This window comes from Proteiniphilum saccharofermentans (genome assembly GCF_900095135.1).
GTDB classification, from domain to species: Bacteria; Bacteroidota; Bacteroidia; order Bacteroidales; family Dysgonomonadaceae; genus Proteiniphilum; species Proteiniphilum saccharofermentans.
Window position 1 is genome coordinate 621,856 of the sequence record NZ_LT605205.1, and the last position, 19,386, is coordinate 641,241.

Annotated in this window: 17 protein-coding genes; 9 read left to right on the forward strand and 8 right to left on the reverse strand. The window is 44.6% G+C overall.

All coding sequences use genetic code 11. The annotated features are described in order from the left end of the window. Positions 1–53: 53 nt before the first annotated feature. From PSM36_RS02355 to PSM36_RS02380, 6 genes are all read right to left on the reverse strand, one after another. Complete coding sequence (locus tag PSM36_RS02355) at positions 54–2,096, reverse strand: TonB-dependent receptor plug domain-containing protein (RefSeq protein WP_076928614.1); 2,043 nt, start codon at positions 2,094–2,096, stop codon at positions 54–56. 108 nt (positions 2,097–2,204) lie between these two features. Then, positions 2,205–3,158, reverse strand: a complete 954-nt coding sequence (locus tag PSM36_RS02360) for an IS30 family transposase (protein WP_076931996.1) — start codon at positions 3,156–3,158, stop codon at positions 2,205–2,207. 195 nt (positions 3,159–3,353) lie between these two features. Then, positions 3,354–4,697, reverse strand: coding sequence for a magnesium transporter (gene mgtE, locus PSM36_RS02365; protein WP_083710896.1), 1,344 nt, complete (start codon positions 4,695–4,697; stop codon positions 3,354–3,356). Positions 4,698–4,887: 190 nt separating this feature from the next. Continuing rightward, on the reverse strand, positions 4,888–5,421 hold the full coding sequence (locus PSM36_RS02370; RefSeq protein WP_076928616.1) for an RsmD family RNA methyltransferase: 534 nt from the start codon (positions 5,419–5,421) through the stop codon (positions 4,888–4,890). Then, positions 5,412–6,227 carry a DUF3822 family protein gene (locus PSM36_RS02375; protein ID WP_076928617.1) on the reverse strand — a complete coding sequence of 272 codons (816 nt, stop codon included), beginning with the start codon at positions 6,225–6,227 and terminating at the stop codon, positions 5,412–5,414. The genes PSM36_RS02370 and PSM36_RS02375 overlap by 10 nt, the downstream gene beginning before the upstream one ends. A 20-nt stretch (positions 6,228–6,247) precedes the next feature. Then, the gene (locus PSM36_RS02380) at positions 6,248–6,952 is read right to left on the reverse strand and encodes a hypothetical protein (RefSeq protein WP_076928618.1); all 705 of its coding nucleotides are present in this window, start codon (positions 6,950–6,952) and stop codon (positions 6,248–6,250) included. 116 nt (positions 6,953–7,068) lie between these two features. On the opposite strand from PSM36_RS02380, the gene PSM36_RS02385 reads away from it, so the two are divergent. The 5 genes from PSM36_RS02385 to PSM36_RS02405 all read left to right on the forward strand — a co-directional run bounded on the left by PSM36_RS02385 (position 7,069) and on the right by PSM36_RS02405 (position 11,717). Further along, entirely contained in the window at positions 7,069–8,493 is a 1,425-nt protein-coding gene (locus PSM36_RS02385) for an ATP-dependent DNA helicase (RefSeq protein ID WP_076931997.1), read from the forward strand. Between the two features lie 81 nt (positions 8,494–8,574). Continuing rightward, positions 8,575–9,339, forward strand: a complete 765-nt coding sequence (locus PSM36_RS02390; RefSeq protein WP_076928619.1) for a hypothetical protein — start codon at positions 8,575–8,577, stop codon at positions 9,337–9,339. Between the two features lie 17 nt (positions 9,340–9,356). After that, entirely contained in the window at positions 9,357–10,025 is a 669-nt protein-coding gene (gene rsmI / locus PSM36_RS02395; RefSeq protein WP_076931998.1) for a 16S rRNA (cytidine(1402)-2'-O)-methyltransferase, read from the forward strand. A gap of 70 nt (positions 10,026–10,095) precedes the next feature. Beyond that, positions 10,096–10,950 carry a Cbp1 family collagen-binding glycoprotein adhesin gene (locus tag PSM36_RS02400; protein ID WP_076928620.1) on the forward strand — a complete coding sequence of 285 codons (855 nt, stop codon included), beginning with the start codon at positions 10,096–10,098 and terminating at the stop codon, positions 10,948–10,950. Between the two features lie 74 nt (positions 10,951–11,024). Next, entirely contained in the window at positions 11,025–11,717 is a 693-nt protein-coding gene (locus PSM36_RS02405; RefSeq protein ID WP_076931999.1) for a YjjG family noncanonical pyrimidine nucleotidase, read from the forward strand. A 33-nt stretch (positions 11,718–11,750) separates the two neighbouring features. Here PSM36_RS02405 and PSM36_RS02410 read toward each other — a convergent pair whose 3' ends face one another. Next, positions 11,751–13,016 (reverse strand): arginine deiminase, encoded by a 1,266-nt coding sequence (locus PSM36_RS02410; RefSeq protein WP_076928621.1) that lies wholly within the window; start codon positions 13,014–13,016, stop codon positions 11,751–11,753. Positions 13,017–13,109: 93 nt separating this feature from the next. Here PSM36_RS02410 and PSM36_RS02415 point away from each other — a divergent pair, with 93 nt between their 5' ends. The 3 genes from PSM36_RS02415 to PSM36_RS02425 all read left to right on the forward strand — a co-directional run bounded on the left by PSM36_RS02415 (position 13,110) and on the right by PSM36_RS02425 (position 17,313). Then, complete coding sequence (locus PSM36_RS02415) at positions 13,110–14,120, forward strand: LacI family DNA-binding transcriptional regulator (protein WP_076928622.1); 1,011 nt, start codon at positions 13,110–13,112, stop codon at positions 14,118–14,120. A gap of 200 nt (positions 14,121–14,320) precedes the next feature. After that, complete coding sequence (locus tag PSM36_RS02420; RefSeq protein ID WP_076928623.1) at positions 14,321–15,847, forward strand: MFS transporter; 1,527 nt, start codon at positions 14,321–14,323, stop codon at positions 15,845–15,847. Positions 15,848–15,957: 110 nt separating this feature from the next. Beyond that, positions 15,958–17,313 (forward strand): alpha-amylase family glycosyl hydrolase, encoded by a 1,356-nt coding sequence (locus PSM36_RS02425; RefSeq protein ID WP_076928624.1) that lies wholly within the window; start codon positions 15,958–15,960, stop codon positions 17,311–17,313. Here the strand turns inward: PSM36_RS02425 and PSM36_RS02430 are convergent. Then, positions 17,301–17,807 (reverse strand): flavodoxin, encoded by a 507-nt coding sequence (locus PSM36_RS02430; protein ID WP_076928625.1) that lies wholly within the window; start codon positions 17,805–17,807, stop codon positions 17,301–17,303. The two genes, PSM36_RS02425 and PSM36_RS02430, sit on opposite strands and share 13 nt — an antisense overlap. Positions 17,808–18,271: 464 nt before the next feature. Here PSM36_RS02430 and PSM36_RS02435 point away from each other — a divergent pair, with 464 nt between their 5' ends. Then, positions 18,272–19,384 carry a COG1470 family protein gene (locus PSM36_RS02435; protein ID WP_232001502.1) on the forward strand — a complete coding sequence of 371 codons (1,113 nt, stop codon included), beginning with the start codon at positions 18,272–18,274 and terminating at the stop codon, positions 19,382–19,384. Positions 19,385–19,386: the final 2 nt, after the last annotated feature.

Consider the following 19,386-nt stretch of genomic DNA (forward strand, 5'->3'; position numbering starts at 1 on the left):
CATGTAGGCTATCCATCTACCTGTAGCAGCGATGCATTCTTATGTTTATAATTTTATAATTTTATAGTTGCCCCTCCCGATAACCAGAATCCCGGCTGGGGGATATTGCCGAAATCTACATGTGTGGAGTTGAATATATTATTTGTATTGACAAACAAATCGATACGGGGGAATTTGTAGTTGGCCCTTACATCTAATAAAGAAAAGGGTGTAAAATCTACCCGTTCCCCGGGTTGTAAATCGACATACTGCACATAGGAGCCGGCCCTTTCCTGCCAGCGGAAATTCCACGACAGAGTGAGGTTTTTTACTACATCATGATGTAGTGAAGCCGTGAATTTGTGGCGGAGATAGTTCAGAGTGTAGTTAGAAATCAATTCATCTTCTACCATATTCTGATGAAGATGCATATATCCGATATTGAATGATTCGAAGGGCTGTCCGCTTCCGAACCATTTTTTCAGGTCGAGACCTATGGTAGCTTCAAATCCTTTTGTGTTGATCTTTGTGTGGTTCCTCGATTCCCACAATGCGTCGGGAGACGGTTTTACCCAGTCGATCATATTTCTTCCTTTCATATAGAAAGCAGCAATACTGCTTCTGATGATGGGATGTGTATATTTCAGCCCGGCTTCGAATGCTTCCGACAACTCGGCCTCAAGGTTGCTGTTGCCGGTATGGGTGGCAGTTGTATAGTAGAGGTCGGTGAAAGTGGGCATGCGGGTGGCTTTGTTCCACGAAGCATAAATCCTCAGCGACTCTGACGGCCGGTATGATGCATTCAGCGCAGGATACAGGTCGAACTTATTCACTACCGCCGTATTATGGTTCAGTAGACCACCTACCGAGAAGGTGAATTGGTTGAAGATGAAGTTGTGCTCCAGGAAATAACTGATATTAGTGCGATTATCCGAATGGGTATATTTCCCGATGGTGTCTTCCATTGGTTTCCCCAGCACATTACTCATAATACCTTCGTTACGGAATTCACCTCCAAAACCGGTGATCCCCCATAGGGAGACATATTGCATGTTGAGGTTCATGCCGAAGACATCGCTCCGGTGATAATTATGGTCTTTGTACCAGTCAGGCACGTTTGGAGTTCCTTCCCTGATAAGTTGGAATTCGTCATAATGACGGCTCCAATAGATATGCGGGATGAATTTGAGCCGTCCGTTGGTCTCACCGCGGATAGATGCAAAAACGCCCCGCGTATCGTCGAACTGGTCGGGATAAGCAGCTGTATAGAACGTGTTGGCGCCCTGTTTTTTATCATTCAATCCTGCCTGAAGGTCGAGATTGGATCCGTTGATCTCAAAGCGGCTTTGCCAGAGGAGATTTACAATATTATAGTCGCTATTCCGGATATATCCGTCGGAATGCTTGTATCCTGCCGATAAGGTATGCAGGGAACCGTCCGTTTTATATGCACCTCTTGCCTCAGCGCCGAAAAGTCCGTGCATACCACCCTCTAATTTGGCGAAACCGTTCGATTCCGTGTCTTTCCGGGTGATGATATTCACACCGCCGGAAAAGGCACTGGCGCCATACACCAATGAGGATGGCCCCTGTACGATCTCGATGCGTTCGATATCGGAAAGATTGAGAGGAATATTAAAACTGTAATGTCCTGTGTGAGGGTTGGTGAGGTTTACACCGTTGAGGAGGATGGCTGTCTGGTCAAATGACCCGCCGCGAAGGGAAATGTCCGCCTGTACGCCGTGCGGCCCGCGTTGCAGGATATCTACACCTGCCACATAATTCAAAAGGTCTTCAATACTGCGAACGGGCGCCCGCTCAATTTCCTGTCTCGAAATAACGGTTACCTGCTTGGCTGCCAGGTTCAATGGCAGGTCGACCTTTGAAGCGGTAACCACCACTTCATCCAGCTCTGTCAGAGGAATGGAGTCTGTGGTTGTTTCGGTATATGTCCGTTCCGCCGGTTCTACCGATGTCGCATGGGCGCTTATCAACGCACAACCGGACAGTACGCCGATCGTAACCGCTTTGTGCAGGCTGTTGAAAACGCTGTACGACTTACGGGCAAATCGTTTGAAACGAAATACCTTCATCGTGTTCAATTGTTTCTTACGCATATTTATTTGATTTTATAAGAATGCGGTGCAAAGATATCCCAATTTTTTGTTTGTAGGAAGTTTGTATAATCAAAATAGGGATGAGCAGAGTCAAGCAGCAAGTGCAATTTACATTAATTGTTTGTAAAACTCAACTTTTGGTGTGCTGAAGCTTAATTTTTCTCTTGGTCGATTGTTCAATTTATGCTGTATTTGCTTTAATCTCCCCGGGGGATAGTCCTTGAATGATGCCCCCTTGGGGATGTATTGCCGGATGAGTTTATTAGCATTTTCAATCGCTCCTTTTTGCCACGATGAATAGGGGTCTGTAAAATATACGGGGACTCCCAGTCTTTTAGTTATCATTTCATGGGCGGCGAACTCCGTGCCGTTATCCGTGGTGATGGTCTTTATTATATCCTTGTAGGGTAGCAGCATGTTAGCAAGCACTTTTGCCACCTCCTTGGAGTCCTTGCCCCGGGGCAGTCCCCTGGTCATTACAAGGTTCGTTTTCCTTTCCGTTACCGTCAAGATCACCTCCGATTGATTGGCTCCTATTATCGTGTCCATTTCAAAGTCACCGAACCGGCTCCCGTCGGCCTCCACGGGCCTTTCCCGGATGCTTCTCCGGTTGGGGATGCCCTTGACTGACCCCACCGGCCTCTTGCGGTGCTTGAGCTTGTGGCGGCAATGCGTGTAAAGGTCACCCCCGGCTATTTTGTCCTCCCGGATCCACTTGTAAATGGTCTCGTGGGAAACCCGGATTTGCTTGTATTTCTCCAAATATCCGCTGATCTGCTTGGGAGACCATTCATCACGGACAAGCCGGAACACCTTCTGTTTAATCCACTCCGGGGTGTCCCTGTTCCCGGGCAAACGCTCCTTTCTCTCTTGTGCCATCTCGTGAGCCAAGCGCCAGGAGTAACCTCCATGTTTCTTCTTGTTACGACCCAGTTCCCTGGACACCGTTGAAGGACTGACCCCTATGGACTCTGCGATGGTTCGCTGGCTGTCACCATTTTTTATACCTAAATAAATCGCGTACCTTTGTTCTGAAGTTAACTGTTTGTATTTTTTTCTCATAAGCAACATAATAGTTAATTTTAGGGAGACTTCGGTCTCCTTTTTCTTTTATGTTGCCGCTTGACTCTCCTCGGGGGCTTCGCGCCCCCGGCCGTTAGGCAAACCCCCGCGGTGTTTTTCATGATTGTTTTGAAGAAATCATTTCAAAAAACAACACCCGGGTGTTGCACTTCTAAGTTGAACTTAGAATGGCATTTACAATCCGAAAAACCATTTAGCCATGGAAAAATAAATGAGTACACCCATTATATCGGAAATGGTGGTGATCATGGGAGCACTGGCCGTTGCTGGGTCTAACTTCATCCGGGTAAAGATAAGAGGCAACAGCATGCCTATCATACTACCCACCATCACTGTGGCAAGCATGGTGAGAGCAACCACGGGAATGATATCTGGTGCACGCCAGGTGGCGATCAGGGAGACTCCTGCTGCCATAGTTATACCTAGTAGTAATGAAACCGCAAGTTCTTTACTCAACAGCCGTATCCAGTCTTGTCGGCGAACATCGCCTATGGCCAGGGCACGGATCATCAGGGTGGCAGATTGTGAACCTGCATTTCCTCCACTGTCTATCAGCAGAGGCAGGAAAAATACCAGGGCAACGACCGTTTCAATTACATTCTCAAATTGTGACATGGCATATCCTGAGAAGACATTCATGAACACCAACACCAGTAGCCATCCTACCCGTTTCTTGTAGAGAAATGAAACGGTAGCCAGCACGGGATTGATGACAGCATTCTGCATCGCACCGAATTTATGGAAGTCTTCCGTGTCTTCTTCTTCTGCCACATCGAAAATATCATCAATCGTAACGATACCGAGTAGTGTATTGGTACTGTCCACAACGGGTAAAGCTACCCGATTGTAATCCTTAAATATCTGTACAGCGGTTTCCTGATCGTCGAAGGCATTTAATACCACGAGTTTGTGGTCGATCAGATCCTCTATCTTTTCATCCGGATCGGCAAGTAATATATCGCGGATAGGGAGGTCGTCGAGCAATTTCCAGTGTTGATCTACCACATATACTATATCTAATGTTTCAGATTCCTTTCCGAAGCGGCGGATATGTTGCAATGTCTCTGCCACAGTGAAATGTAATTTCACCGCTACATACTGGGGCGTCATCAACCGCCCGATGCTTTCTTCCGGATATCCGAGCAATTGTGTGGTTTTCTTCAGATTCTCCGTACTCAACAATTGCATGAGTTGTTGGGCTATTTTTCCGGGTAACTCTTCAAACAGGGCTGTGCGGTCGTCCGGATCCATATTATTCATCAGGTCACTGAGACGCGATGCATGATGTGCCAGGCCGTTGATAATTTCGCCCTGTTTGTCGGGATGGAGTTCACGGAAGACTTCTTTTGCTTCTTCTCCTGGAAGCAGCCGGAATAAGATAATAGAGTGGAGTTGGTTACTATGCTCAATAAGGTAAGTGATATCGGGAACATCCAGTTTCGTGAGTTCCGTTTTCAGGGTAGTCCATGCCCTCTCTTTTATGAGTCTCTGAAAATTGATTCGGGTATCTGTCATCATACTCTCCTTTCTGCTTTGCCTGAAAGGAGGGTATTCCCTTACAGGTCAAAGGTATTACTGTTATTATATTTTCGGGAATCTTCGTCCATTTGACAATTTGTTATTTTATTGTGGCAAATATACGTTATTTTCTTGTAAAAACCATGCGGAAAGGTGGGAATGTCCTCTGATTTATGGAAAAAAGCAGGATCTAAAACTCAAAAAAGGAAAAATGCACATTCCCGTACTTCCGCTCTTCTTTGAAATGCGGGAGGTGTGAGAAGTGATGGTTTTTGGAGTGTTCCATGACAAAGAATCCTCCCTCTTTGACCAATTGTTTATTGAGGATAATTTCGGGAATTTTCTCCAGGTCGGGAAGGTCATAAGGAGGGTCGGCAAAGATAAAATCGAATTGTTGTTTCAGAGATTGCAGATATTTAAATACATCTGCTTTTACAGGAAACAATTCCTTTGCTCCGAGTTTTTCCTGTGCCCGGTATATAAAATTAAAATGATTTTGATTCTGTTCCACGCTCACTACATAGGTACATCCTCTTGAAATCAACTCAAAAGCAATACTTCCTGTTCCGGAAAAAAGATCTAAGGCGGTTATTTCTTCCCAATCCAAAAGGTTATTGAGGACGTTAAAAAGCCCTTCTTTGGCAAAATCAGTCGTAGGACGGGCTTTCAGATTTGGTGGAACCTGAATACGTCTGGATTTGTATTTTCCTCCGATTATACGCATAAGGCAGCCAATATATCAGTGGGAAGCGTCCTCTTTTGCTCTTCTGTCAATACCACCTTCGGACTCAATTCCACCTGCTCCACCCGTCGGATCAGTTTTTTGAGCAGGTCTATCGTCGCCCTTTGGGAATCGATATTGCCGGAAAGAAAAAGCCTGTCCGTAGATTGGTCGAAAGTGAGTTTTTCCCACACGCTTGCGATAAAATAAGTGGCGTCATGAGGATCAGTTGCCAGAAACGTATTCGTAGAGAGCAGCCGGTTTCCTGAGAAACAAACTATAGTGACATATTTGTCGTGAAAATCGGCGAAGCAACACTTTCCGGTTTCATCACCCCTATGGGATATGAACAGACGGGTAAGAATAGAAGAGTGGTGGTGGAATGTAGGATTCCATAAATTCCGTGAAAGGAATGAATGTACTTCTTCATCTACATTGAAAAGAGTCCGGAGATCATTTTCCAGAGTACTATCTGTAAGAATAACACCGTTCGTTTCATGAAAATTGAACCGGAACAACTCTTCAATCCGCTTCTTTTCAAAATAAGCTTCGGGAACAAGCGTATAAAAAGGAGAAACGACAGTAACTGTTACCTGATTGAATGTCTGACTAAAAAAACCAAGGTCAAAAATCAGTTTTTTGATGTTGTCTATATAGGAGAGTTTACCACTTAGTCCGGTTTCCTGAAAATGAAAAATAGACGGGTCACCCGGACAATAAATACAAAAAGAAAATCCATTCGGCGACAGCCGAATGGATAAATTGTATCTTTCCGAATATGCCAGATCAATATTTTCAGGTAAAAACATACGCTGATGTGGGAAGATCCTTATTCCCAGTTACCGGCATTATTGTTAGCCACTTCAAGTGAACCCACCTGCATTCCCGGATATCTGTTACCCGGACGATCAAGCACTTCCTGGATTTTCTGATCCACTAATCTTTGGTCAAGATCTCCCAAGTAAACCGAGTAGTGTGTTTTTGCTTCGAACACCTGGATAGGGTAACCCGATGCTGTAATCAATGAATCGACTCCCATTTCGAATTTAGCCCCGTTTCCATAGGGTACGAATGCCAGTGAATCCGGAATGAAATTGCGGCGATTCGGATACAAAACCTGAACGGCAGGGGAGTAGATAGAGTCTCTTACCAACTGAGGAGCATTTTTTGTTTCATCCCAAAGCCCCGCAGCCTTTATGGCTTTTTCATCCCCTGAATTGATGATCTGCATGGCTTTTACCTCTGTCATACCTGCTTCCAACTGAGCTTCAGTGAGATCTCCTGCTTTTACTACGGTAGCGATTCTTCCATCTTTTACGAACTGGATCAGTGTGTCAAAACTGGCTGTGTAAGATCCGGACTGGGCACGTAAAGCGACTTGCGCTGTACGGATATCCACCAAACGCTGGATAACTGCCCTGTCACGCTTTTTTACTTCTGCATCAAAATCAATCTGTCCTTGGATACTTCTCCAGCTAACATAAGCCAAAAGAATAATGGCTACTGCTAAAAGCACTCTCATTACAACTTTCATGGACTTTTCCTTTTTAATATTTATACTGTTTAAATTCTGATTTTCTGATTTTAGACTACAAATTTAGAAAAAGAATGATAATTGTGCTACTTTTACGGGAAAAAATACCAAAAAAAATGGTAAATCGGTTTTTTATTGAGAAAATCAGCGAGAATTTCCCGTTTAACTTCACGGACGACCAGATGAAAGCCCTGGAAAAGATCGCCGGTTTTCTTTTTTCAAGGATCGACGATCATATTTTTTTACTGACCGGATATGCAGGTACAGGGAAATCCTCACTTATCGGAAGTCTTGTGAAGACAATGACTGAATTCAGGCAAAAAACCGTTCTGTTGGCGCCTACCGGAAGGGCTGCAAAAGTTTTTTCAGGTTATGCGGCCCAACAGGCATTCACTATCCACAAGAAAATATATCGTCAGCAGAAGTTTGCAGAGGGATCGCCTCATTTTTCCCTTTCTGAGAATCTGCATAAGCATACGCTTTTTATTGTAGATGAAGCATCGATGATCAGTAATGAATCGCCCGATTTTTCTATTTTCGGAACCGGAAGATTATTGGACGATCTGATAGAGTATGTCTACTCTGCCCAGGGGTGCAGGATACTGTTCGTGGGAGACAGTGCCCAGTTACCTCCGGTGAAACAGGAAAACAGTCCTGCTCTCGACAGGGATATGTTACGTTCCTATTCGCTTGAAGTGACGGAAGCGACCCTAACCCAGATCGTGCGCCAGGAGGAAGAGTCGGGTATCCTGTACAATGCCACGATACTGAGGAATGCATTGAGGTTTCAGATGACGGAAGAGTATCCGAAACTAAAATTGGAAGGCTTTGCAGATGTAGTACGTATTACAGGAACAGAACTGATAGATGAGATATCCCATGCTTACCAGAAGGAGGGTATGGAGGAAACTATTGTCATTTCCCGCTCCAATAAACGGGTGAATGCTTATAATAGTGGAATCAGGAATAGGGTTTTGTACCGCGAGGAGGAGATTTCTGCGGGAGACATCCTGATGATCACCAAAAATAACTATTTCTGGGTAGAGAATTTTGAAGACCTTGACTTTCTGGCTAACGGTGAATTTGTAGAGGTACAGCGCGTGAGGGGTGAGGAAGAGATGTATGGTTTCAGGTTCTGTAATGTGTTGTTGTATCACCGTGATTATGAAATTGAATTTGAAGCGAAAATCATTCTCGATGTGTTGCATACCGAAGTTCCGGGGCTTACACGGGAGCAAAACGACCAACTCTTTTTCAACGTAATGGAGGATTATGTCGATATATCCCGTAAGCGGGAGAGGTTTAAGAAGGTAAAATCCAATCCCTGGTTCAATGCCTTACAGGTGAAGTACGGGTATGCGGTTACCTGTCATAAGGCACAGGGCGGAGAATGGAAGAATGTATTTCTCGATCTGGGATATATCCAGCAATCCTATATGGGTGAAAGCTTCTACCGTTGGCTTTATACATCTATTACCCGCAGTTCAAGGAAGTTATTTCTTGTGAATTTGCCTGATGATTTTGTGGAGCTTTCCAAATAATGATTACTTTTGTGAGTTGTAAAAGTGGAACAATGCTCATAGTGAGCCTATAATGGAAATCACCAGCAAAAAGGATATCAAATGTCGAAAAAAAGAAATGAATATATTGATCAGCTTTTGAGTGATCTGAAATTGTTGGAACAACGTCTCCTTTCAGTCAAGGAAAGTGATACGTTGCCTTTCTCATTTTTTAGTGCTTCTTTCGACCGGATAGAAAAGATTTCACGATCGCTCCATGAACTGGAACTGATGCAGATCGGGGAAATGAAAGAGCAGATGGAGCGGTTGGTACGATTCCTGTCGGAGTCGGACGGACGTAATAATCCTGCCAGGGAACCGGAACTTTCCCAAGAAGAAGAATCGGGGCATTCAAAACAACCAGAGCACCCGGAACAACCAAAGCATTCCGAAGCAGTGATGGAGCCTTCCCCGGCAACAGATGAGATTGTAATAGAAGAAAGAGTCAGCTTTACGGAAAAAATTATCTTGCCTGAATACCGGGATCCGCGAATCAGTAAAGAGACTCCCCCCTCCGTCGAAGTGGCGCAAGTTCTTCCGGAAAAGAACGGAGAGGAAAAACGGGTTGCACGCTCATTGAATGATATTATTCAGGCTCCTCCTGCTTTGTTGGATTTGAAACGAGGGATCAGTCTCAACGATCGTTTTTTGTTCCAGAGGGAACTGTTCAGTAACAATCGCCAGGAGATGAATAGAGTAATGGAGATATTAAACGGCCTGGGTAGTTTTGACGAAGCTGAAAATTACTTGAAGAAAGAGTTGAATTGGAATTTCGAAAGTCAGACGGTAAAGGAGTTTCTCCTGGTTATCAAAAAAGGATTTGAGTGAGTGCAAAAGCAGTGAACATAGGGAAACTCTATGTGGTGCCCACACCGATAGGTAATCTGGAAGATATCACGCTAAGGGCAATCAGAGTGCTGAAAGAATGTGATCTGATTTTGGCGGAAGATACCCGCACCAGCGGTGTTCTGTTGAAGCATTTCGATATAGGGACACGTATGCAATCTCACCATAAATTCAATGAACATCGGGCGGTGGCGCATATTGTGGAGAGGATAAAATCAGGAGATTGTATCGCTTTGATATCGGATGCCGGTACGCCGTCAGTCTCCGACCCGGGCTTTTTACTCGTGCGAGCCTGTGCCGAGGAGGGGGTGGAGGTGGAGTGTCTCCCGGGGGCGACAGCCTTTGTACCTGCTCTCGTAGAATCAGGATTGGCTTCCGAGCGTTTTTGTTTTGAAGGCTTTCTTCCACAGAAGAAAGGAAGGCAGACACGGTTGAAACAACTGGCAGAGGAGAGCCGGACCATGATTTTCTATGAGTCGCCGTATCGTGTAGTGAAGACGCTCACTCAATTAGCCGAGAATATGGGTGATGACCGGGTGGCCTCGGTATCAAGAGAGATATCGAAACTCTATGCGGAAACGGTCAGAGGTACTCTTGGTGAATTGGTCATCCATTTTACCGAAAATGAACCAAGAGGAGAATTTGTTATTGTAGTAGCAGGAAAATAAAAGTATAATCTACAAATAAAACTTTTTATAATATCAATCGTTTAATAGAGAAGAAAAATTTTGTAATCATATGAAGAAGATTGGAATACTGTTTTTTGTCATCGGACTCATTGTCTCATGTACAAACGTAAGGGAATCAAAAGAGTATAAAGAGCTTCAGGCTCAACGTGATTCTTTGTTGCAGCAGTCTGCCGGAACAGAAGCTGAAGCAGCCGAGATGATGGCTGTGATCAGTGAGGTAGAGGAAAATTTCACCAAAATCAGGGAAGCGGAAAAGTATATCTCTACACAATCGGCAGAAGGAGGTGAAATGAGTAAGGCTACCCGCGAAAGGGTGAATGATAATTTCAAGATGATCAATGAGATACTGCAGAGGAATAAAACCCAGTTAGATGAACTGAATAGGAAATACAGCGGAAGTAGTAAGGAAATAGTCTCGTTAAAAAATACCATCAACCGTTTGAATAACGAGATGAGGGAGAGTTCAACACGACTGGCTGAATTACAGGCTCAATTGGCGCAAAAAGATGAGCAGATCACCCAATTGTCACAGGATATCGCTTCACTCGCTGTGGAAGCTGAGCAGCAATCACACACTATCCGTGAACAGGACAGGTCATTGCACACTGCTTATTATGTTTTTGGTACGGCCGGCGAACTGAAAGACCAGAAGATACTTTCCGGAGGATTTCTCCAACAGACGCGAGTCTTACAGGATACATTCAATAAGGATTATTTCCTGAAGATAGATGTGCGTGAGGTGACTGAAATCCCGCTGTATACTTCAAAGGGTAAACTCTGGTCTACTCACCCTGAGGGTACCTATGAATTTGTGAAAGGTAGCGATGGAAATCTCACTTTCCAGATTACCGATACCCAGCGTTTCTGGAGCCTTACTAAATACTTGATTATTGAAGTGAATTGATCAACAGGTAGATAATGTCAAACTGAAAATAAATATTGCGGAGTGGCCTGAAACCACTCCGTGATTGTTTACTGATGCAATATAAAAATCTTTTTATAGATCTGGATGATACCCTTTGGGATATCCATAGAAACGGGAAAGAGTGTCTGGAAGAAATTTATCGGGATTACGGATATGAGGAATTCTATCCTACGTTTGAAGCATATTACCGTGTCTATTTGCCCGGAAACTATCATCTCTGGGGTTTATACGGGCAAGGGGAGATCACCAAGGAGAAGCTCGTAGTGGAACGCTTTTTGGCTCCTGTGAGGGCGTTCGGGATTGATGACCCGGAGTATGCAAAGAGATTGAGTGATGATTTTTTGGAAAGAACTACCCGTAAGACGAAGCTGATCGATGGGGCTCTGGATCTATTGGATTACCTGAAACCAAAATACAGGATGCATATTCTTTCCAACGGATTCAGGGAGGTTCAATTCAAAAAAATCGAAAACTCGGGACTAAAACCTTATTTTGACAAGGTAATCCTTTCGGAGGATGCAGCCATCAATAAACCTCATCCCGACATATTTACTTATGCTTTGAAGAATACCAATTCGCGGCGTGACCAGACTATTATGATAGGAGACAGCTGGGATGCCGATATTGTCGGGGCATACCAAAGCCGGATCGCACAGGTATGGTTTAACCCGAAAGGGATAGCTTCGGATGGCTTTGAACCTACTTACACTGTGCAAAGGCTGGCGGATATAAAAGATATTCTATAGTTGTTTGGTTGTTGTTCAATGCTTGTTCGGTGATTATTCGATTGTCCTACGTAACGGCATGGTCATACATCTTGGGCCGCCACCTCCGCGTGGGAGCTCCGATCCTTCGAGGGTGATCACGCAATTGCTTGCAGAGGCAATATCCCATTGACTGTTGATGACATTGGCTGCCTTCACCACTTCAAACCCATGCTTGTCCAGCTCTTCCAATGTGTGGATATTTCTTGCATAAGAGATCACTTTACCGGGTGCGAGTGCTAGAAAATTGGCACCGCTATGCCACTGTTCCCGTTCCTGGTCCCAATCGTCCGACTTACCGCCACATACTATCGGTGTCAGATCCACTCCCAGTTTACGTAGAATGGTTAAGATACTATTCACGGAGGATATTTTTGTCACCTTCCCATTGTCTATCTGCATGTGTACTGTCTGATAGGGAGAGTCGTTCATGATCAGTGGCTTGTAGACCATTGCCTTGTCGGTGTCGAGCAGGGTGAAGACCATATCGAGATGAATGAATGATTCGGGCGACTCGGGCAGTTGCTGAACGATGACATGTTTTTTCCCGGAGCCGGTCTTACAGAATTCCCTCGTCAGCAGGTCTATTCCCTGTGTGCTTGTCCTCATTCCATTTCCAATCAGCAAAATATCATCTCTCACCACCAGGATATCACCACCCTCCATCTTTATTAAAGGATTGTTTTGCGACAGGTCATAACTGTTCACCACATTTCCAGTAAAAAAGAGGTCGCTTTTAAATATGGCATCCATGATCAGCGATTCCCGTACACGAACGCTGTTAGCCATCTTGCATATCAACGCGTTATTTCCGATAACGGCCGACGGGTCGCGTGTGAAATAATAGTTATAGAGTGGTTGCAACGCATAATACTCTTCGCGTAAGAAGTCGGTCAAGGTATTGATTTGCAGGGGAAGTCCCTCAATCAGTACTTTCGTGAGGCTGGAGGCCGGAAGATACATCAGCCAATCGATATACTCTGTTGCCTGTTCTGTGATGCATATTTTCCGGATCAGATCCTCTTTTAGGTGTTCATGCTCCAGTACCTTTTCCAGTAAATCTGCCACTTCATAGACATCCGATGTTTTTTTCAGTACAGCTAACAGTTGGTCATATTCCTTGCGGGCAATAGAAAGGTTCAGTATATCGCTGTACAGAGCTCTTTGTGCATGTCTGGGAGTCATGTTTTCCACTTCGGCACCGGGATAATGAACCAATACGGCTTCCAGTTTTCCGGTCTCGGACTGGACTTGTAAAGTGCATTTTCTGTTTTCGTTCATAGTGGTAAGTTGATTATTAAGACAAAAGTAGAAAATATCTGTTGCTTTCCTCTCTTTTTTTGCTTATTTTTGAGGAACCAATAATATTGATATATGGGACAGATAACCCTGAAAGATATTGCCCAAGCACTGAATCTCTCTCCATCCACCGTCTCAAGAGCGATGAAAAACCATCCTGCCATCAGTGAGGATACAAAAAAGCTTGTGCAAAAATATGCGGAACAGCACAAATACAAACCCAATACGCTTGCGATGCAACTTCGGACGAATCGGAATAATACCATTGGAGTCATTGTGCCTGAGATTGTGCATTATTTTTTCTCTACGGTACTTTCAGGAATTCAGGAGGAGGCCGAGAGTGAAGGATATAAGTTACTCTTCTGTCATTCCCAGGAAGATTATGAGCGTGAGGTGAAGAGTGTGGAAACCCTGATTGATGCACGGGTATGTGGGATTTTAGCATCGCAGTCGAAAGAAACACAGCAGTACCACCATTTTCAGGAGATCGTCGATAATAATATCCGCCTTGTCTTTTTCGACCGGATCTGTACCGGCATCAATACCGACAAAGTGGTGGTGGATGATTATGCAGGTGCATTCAATGCGGTTGAATACCTGATAAGTACGGGATGTAGCCGGATTGCTTTTCTTGGCTCCCATCCATCGATGCCTATCGCCAATAACCGGCGTATGGGTTATGAAGACGCATTAAGGAAACATAAATTGCCTATTTTGAAGGAGATGAACAGGGTGTGTGATACTCCTGAACTGGCAAGGGAAGTAATACCGGAAATGTTGCAGTTAAATCCTCATCCCGATGCCTTCTTCTGTGTCAATGATGAGGTAGCTGCCTATTGTATGCAGATATCGAAATCTGCCGGATTTAAAATACCGGAAGAGATATCGGTATGCGGCTTTACCAACAGTTATATTACGGATGTGACTGATCCAACCCTGACAACCGTGGACCAGCATGGGTTCGAGATGGGGAAAGTAGCCGCACGGTTGCTGATAAACCGTATTGAAGGCAAAGAGACCAAACCGGGGATCGTTAGCCGGCTGATCAAGACTGACCTGGTGATCAAGGGTTCGACCAGAAAATAGTTATTCGGTAGTTGTTCAGTTGTTAAACATAAACGGAGCGAATGAACAACGACGAAGCCGAATAGTATGAGTAGGGCGAGTGGAGAAATGCATACGATTGCATGAAAAAAATAATTGGTTTTTATGAAAACCCGTTTCCGGATATTAAAAGGGAAGTATATTTACTCCATTAAATTTATATCATTCAATAATCTTACAACATGAAGAAAAGGCGCTTATCTTTTTGGGAGATCTGGAACATGAGTTTCGGTTTTTTGGGTATCCAATTCGGTTTTGCTTTGCAGAACGCGAACGTGAGCCGTATTTTCGAGACGCTCGGTGCAAGAGTGGAAGATATACCCATTCTGTGGATCGCCGCTCCCATTACCGGGTTGATCGTGCAACCCATCATCGGCCATTTGAGTGACAAGACATGGAACCGCTTCGGACGCCGACGGCCCTATTTCATGATAGGCGCTCTTTTTACTACGCTGGCACTGTTCTTTATGCCCAACTCCCCCTCCCTTTGGATCGCTGCCGGGATGCTGTGGATCATGGACGCATCCATCAATATCTCCATGGAGCCGTTCAGGGCATTCGTAGGTGATAACCTTCCTACCGAACAGAGGACGATGGGTTTTGCCATGCAGAGTTTTTTTATCGGTACCGGTGCTGTAGTAGCTTCTGCATTACCCTATATATTGACCAACTGGTTCGGCGTTTCCAATATAGCAGACGAGGGAGTTATTCCCCAGTCAGTAAAACTATCATTCTATATAGGGGGTATTGTACTGCTTGCTTCAGTACTATATACCGTTTTCACATCGAAGGAGTATTCTCCGGAGGAGCTGGCTGCTTTTGAGGAGGAGAAAGAGAGAACTACCGGAGTGAAGATGGTTGCGAAAGCAGCGGTAACTCCCTCGCAATTTTTAAAGAATGGTGCGATATGGACGATCATAGGTGTTGCCGCCACTTTGTTGATCATGTTTACCGATCTGGGAAGTCAAAATGAACAGCTTTATATTGTGGGAGGTCTGTTACTCCTATTCGGTATTATCCTGATCATCTCAGGCCTTCTCAGAGGGAAATCGGATGAGCCGACAGGATTAGTAGGGATTATGAACGATCTGTTGCATATGCCCAGGACAATGGGACAACTGGCTGTAGTACAGTTTTTTTCCTGGTTGGCATTTTATGCTATGTGGATCTATACTACACCGGCCATTACGCAGCATGTATATGGTACGACCGATTCTACATCGGTTTTGTATAACCAGGGTGCCAATTGGGTAGGGGTATTGTTTGCCGTGTACAATGCCGTTTCAGCTGTGACTGCCTTTCTTCTGCCATTGATTGCCCGGCAGGTAGGCCGGAAAGCAACCCATGCGGTAGCGTTGGCATTAGGAGGAATATCCTTTATCTCACTCTATTTTATCAAAGATCCCATGATGCTGCTTATTCCGATGATAGGAGTGGGCTTCGCCTGGGCCAGCATCCTTTCTATGCCTTATGCGATCCTTACCGGTTCATTACCGGCAGCTAAAATGGGTACATATATGGGAATCTTTAATTTCTTTATCGTGATACCCCAGATACTGGCCGCCAGTATCCTGGGTTCTATTACCCGCGATCTGTTCCATGGACAGGTGATTCTGACGATGGTGCTTGCCGGTTGTTCACTTGTCTTGGGGGGACTTTCCGTCTTTTTTGTCCAGGACAGGGATGATGTGTATCGGCTGCGTAAATGAGACTGAGGTGATTGAGGAGACCGGGAGATTTTGAATTTCCAAGTCTCAGATCCGAAATCCCAAATCCCAAATCCGAAATCCCAAATTTAAAATAGTCTTTATTCTTAAAAATGAAAAAAATATTTCTATTATTTCTTTTGTCGGTGCTGTTGGTGGCATGCGGCAATCGGGACAGGAGTCACGAAAACGGGAATGTTGTTAAAAGTGCACATCCTGAATGGGTTTACAATGCAGTAATATATGAGGTAAATATACGACAGTATACGCCGGAAGGGACACTCCATGCTTTTTCGGAGCATCTGCCCAGATTAAAGAAGCTGGGAGTAGATATCCTTTGGTTTATACCGGTACAGTCTATCGGTAAAGAGGATCGAAAGGGTTCGCTGGGTAGTTATTACTCCATCAAGGATTATACTGAGGTCAACAGTGAGTTCGGTACGCTGGCCGATTTTAAGGCTGTAGTGAAGCAAGCACAGGACCAGGGAATGAAGGTGATTCTCGACTGGGTCGCCAATCATACTTCCCGCGATGCTATATGGGTGAAAGCTCATCCCGAATGGTATGTAAGGGACAGTTTGGGAAATCTGAATATTATGTACGACTGGACTGATATTGCCCAGTTGGACTACTCTGTTCCCGAGATGCGTGAAGCGATGATCGATGTGATGAAATTCTGGATCCGGGAGACTGGTATCGACGGCTTTCGTTGCGACGTGGCCGGTGAAATACCTACTGATTTCTGGGAGGTGGCAAAGGATTCCCTGGTCATGCTGAATCCGGATATCTTCCTGTTAGCCGAGGCGGAAAAACCGGAATTGAACGAGTCGGTGTTCGATGCCTATTACGCCTGGGACTTCCATCATAAAATGAATAGTATAGCACAGGGAAAAGAGCCTGTCGATTCATTACGCGCTTCCCTGCAAAGAATGAATGAACGTTTTTCATCCCATGCCATACCGATGTATTTTACTTCTAATCACGATGAGAATTCATGGAGCGGTACCGAATTCGAACGGATGGGTGAAGCAGCAAAACCTTTCGCGGCACTGACCTATATGCTCCCTGGAATTCCCCTGATATACAGTGGACAGGAAGTGGGATTGAACCGCCGGCTGGAATTTTTTGAGAAGGATATTATTGAATGGGAAGATGAGGGTAGCTTCAGTGACTTCTACAGGAAGCTGAACAGATTCAAAAAGAAGAATAAAGCACTCTCAGCTCAGGAGCGTGACGGGGAGATGACAGAGATACCTAACGATTGTACTGAAAAGGTGTGGTCGTTCAAACGGGTGAACAATGGAAACGAAGTGGTTTGCGTTTTCAATTTCAGCAATGAAATCGTAAATGTACAATTTAACGGAAATGTGCCGGGTGAAGGATTTTCTTCTTTTTCCGACACATCCGAAGTGCTCCCTGTGGAAGAAATGGAATTGAAACCCTGGGAATACAGGATCTATTCCAAATAGGGTTTCAGTTTTTCTATCCAGTTAATGATACGCCCTTCCGTCAGGTCGGGTTCGTAATCGTCATCGAGCGGTAGCCCGATGAATTTACCGTCTTTGAATGCCCTGGAATATTCGAAATCATATCCTTCGGGAGAAACTTCCCCGATAACGGTTGCTCCTTTTTGAATGACAATTTCATATAATATACCCATGGCATCCACGTAGGAACTCGGATAAATAGAAGCGTCACCCAATCCGAAAAGGGCTACGGTTTTTCCTGTCAGGTCCAGTTTTTCCAACTTGGGATAGAAATCATTCCAATCGTCCTGGAGATCCTGTACCCCCCAGGTAGATACACCCAGAATCAATACGTCATGGGTCAGGAAAGGCGTTTCATCGCCATCATAAATATCTGCAAGGGTGGGGGAGTAATCAGCCAGCAGTTCGGCGATTCTTTCCGCTGCATTCTTAGTGTGTTCAGTGCTCGAGCCGTAAATAATTGCGATCGACTTCATAAGATTATTTTTTTTGTGTTTGAAACAAATATTCACCCGTACTTATACGGATAGTGGATGTTTGCTGTCTAACCGTGATTTTATCCTTGTTAATTACGCAAAGTTAATATAAGTTTTAAAACGGTCAAAGAGGAAGGAGATAATTGTCGGATAATAGAAGATTCTGGCCGGCAAGAATTATCTTCTGTATCTGAGAACCCTTTAGAAATAATTAAATATTAAATGGGCTATTTTTTGTAAAAATTAACAATCTTGTTCTTTTCTTCTTCTTAATTTTGTACGGCTGTTTTCGCAGCTTTCATTCTGAATAACATATATATTTTTAACTGGTTCACTTGATCAGGATTTTTTTTAACGCATGTCGTCGGATCCTGCGTTAAAATTTTGCACGGTATAGGCTATAAATTATAATAATATATCGTAATTGTGAATGAGCTATGATGAAATGTAAATTGAAATTTTGGATGATTTTTTTTGTGGGCTTCGTTGCCCTCTTACATGCGGAAGAGAAGGAAAAACAGATGCTGCTCTACACGCCTTACACTAAAATCTCCGTACCGCCGGGAGAAACCATTAATTACAGTATCGACATTGTGAATGAGACGGAGAGTCTCAAAAATCCTGACATTTCCGTCAGCGGCATACCGCGCGGTTGGGAGTGGGAAATAAAGTCAGGCAGCTATATCGTCAATCAGCTTGCCGTCATGCCTAGCGATAAAAAATCGTTTAACCTTCAGGTGACTGTTCCGCTGCAGGTGAACAAAGGAAACTACCGTTTTGTCGTACGTGCAGGAGAAGCTGAACTCCCGCTTTCAGTGACGGTATCTTCACAAGGAACCTTTAAAACCGAATTCACCACAAGCCAGCCTAATATGCAGGGCAATGCCAAGTCTAATTTCAACTTCAATGCCAATCTGAACAACAAGACCGCCGAAACACAACTCTACGCCTTGATGGCTGCTGCACCCCGGGGATGGAATGTTATTTTCCGTGCCGGAGGGAAGCAGGCCACGTCGGCACAGGTGGAGCCGAACACTACGGAGAACATTAGTATTGAGATCACGCCGCCCGGCAATGTAGAGGCGGGAACATATAAAATCCCTGTTCAGGCGACCACCGGAACCACTTCCGACGAGTTGGAACTTGAAGTGGTAGTGACCGGCTCTTATGATATGGAACTTACCACTCCAAGGGGATTGTTAAGCTCTGACATCACGGCCGGAGATACGAAGCGTATCGATTTGGTGGTGAATAATACCGGATCTGCAGAATTGAAAGATATCAAACTGTCGTCGAGTAAACCTGCCGGCTGGGAGGTAAGTTTTGAGCCTGTTTCTGTTGATGCGTTGAAAGCCGGTGAAAGTGTAAATATCCAGGCTGTTGTCAGGGCCTCGAAAAAGGCTATCCCCGGTGATTATGTATTGAATATCAGTGCTAATACGCCTGAGGTAAATAAAAGTGCCAGTTTCAGGATGACTGTGAAAACGCCTCTGCTCTGGGGATGGATAGGGGTCGCAATTATTCTGGCAGTAGTGGGAACAATCTTTTATCTGTTCCGTAAATACGGAAGGAGGTAGAA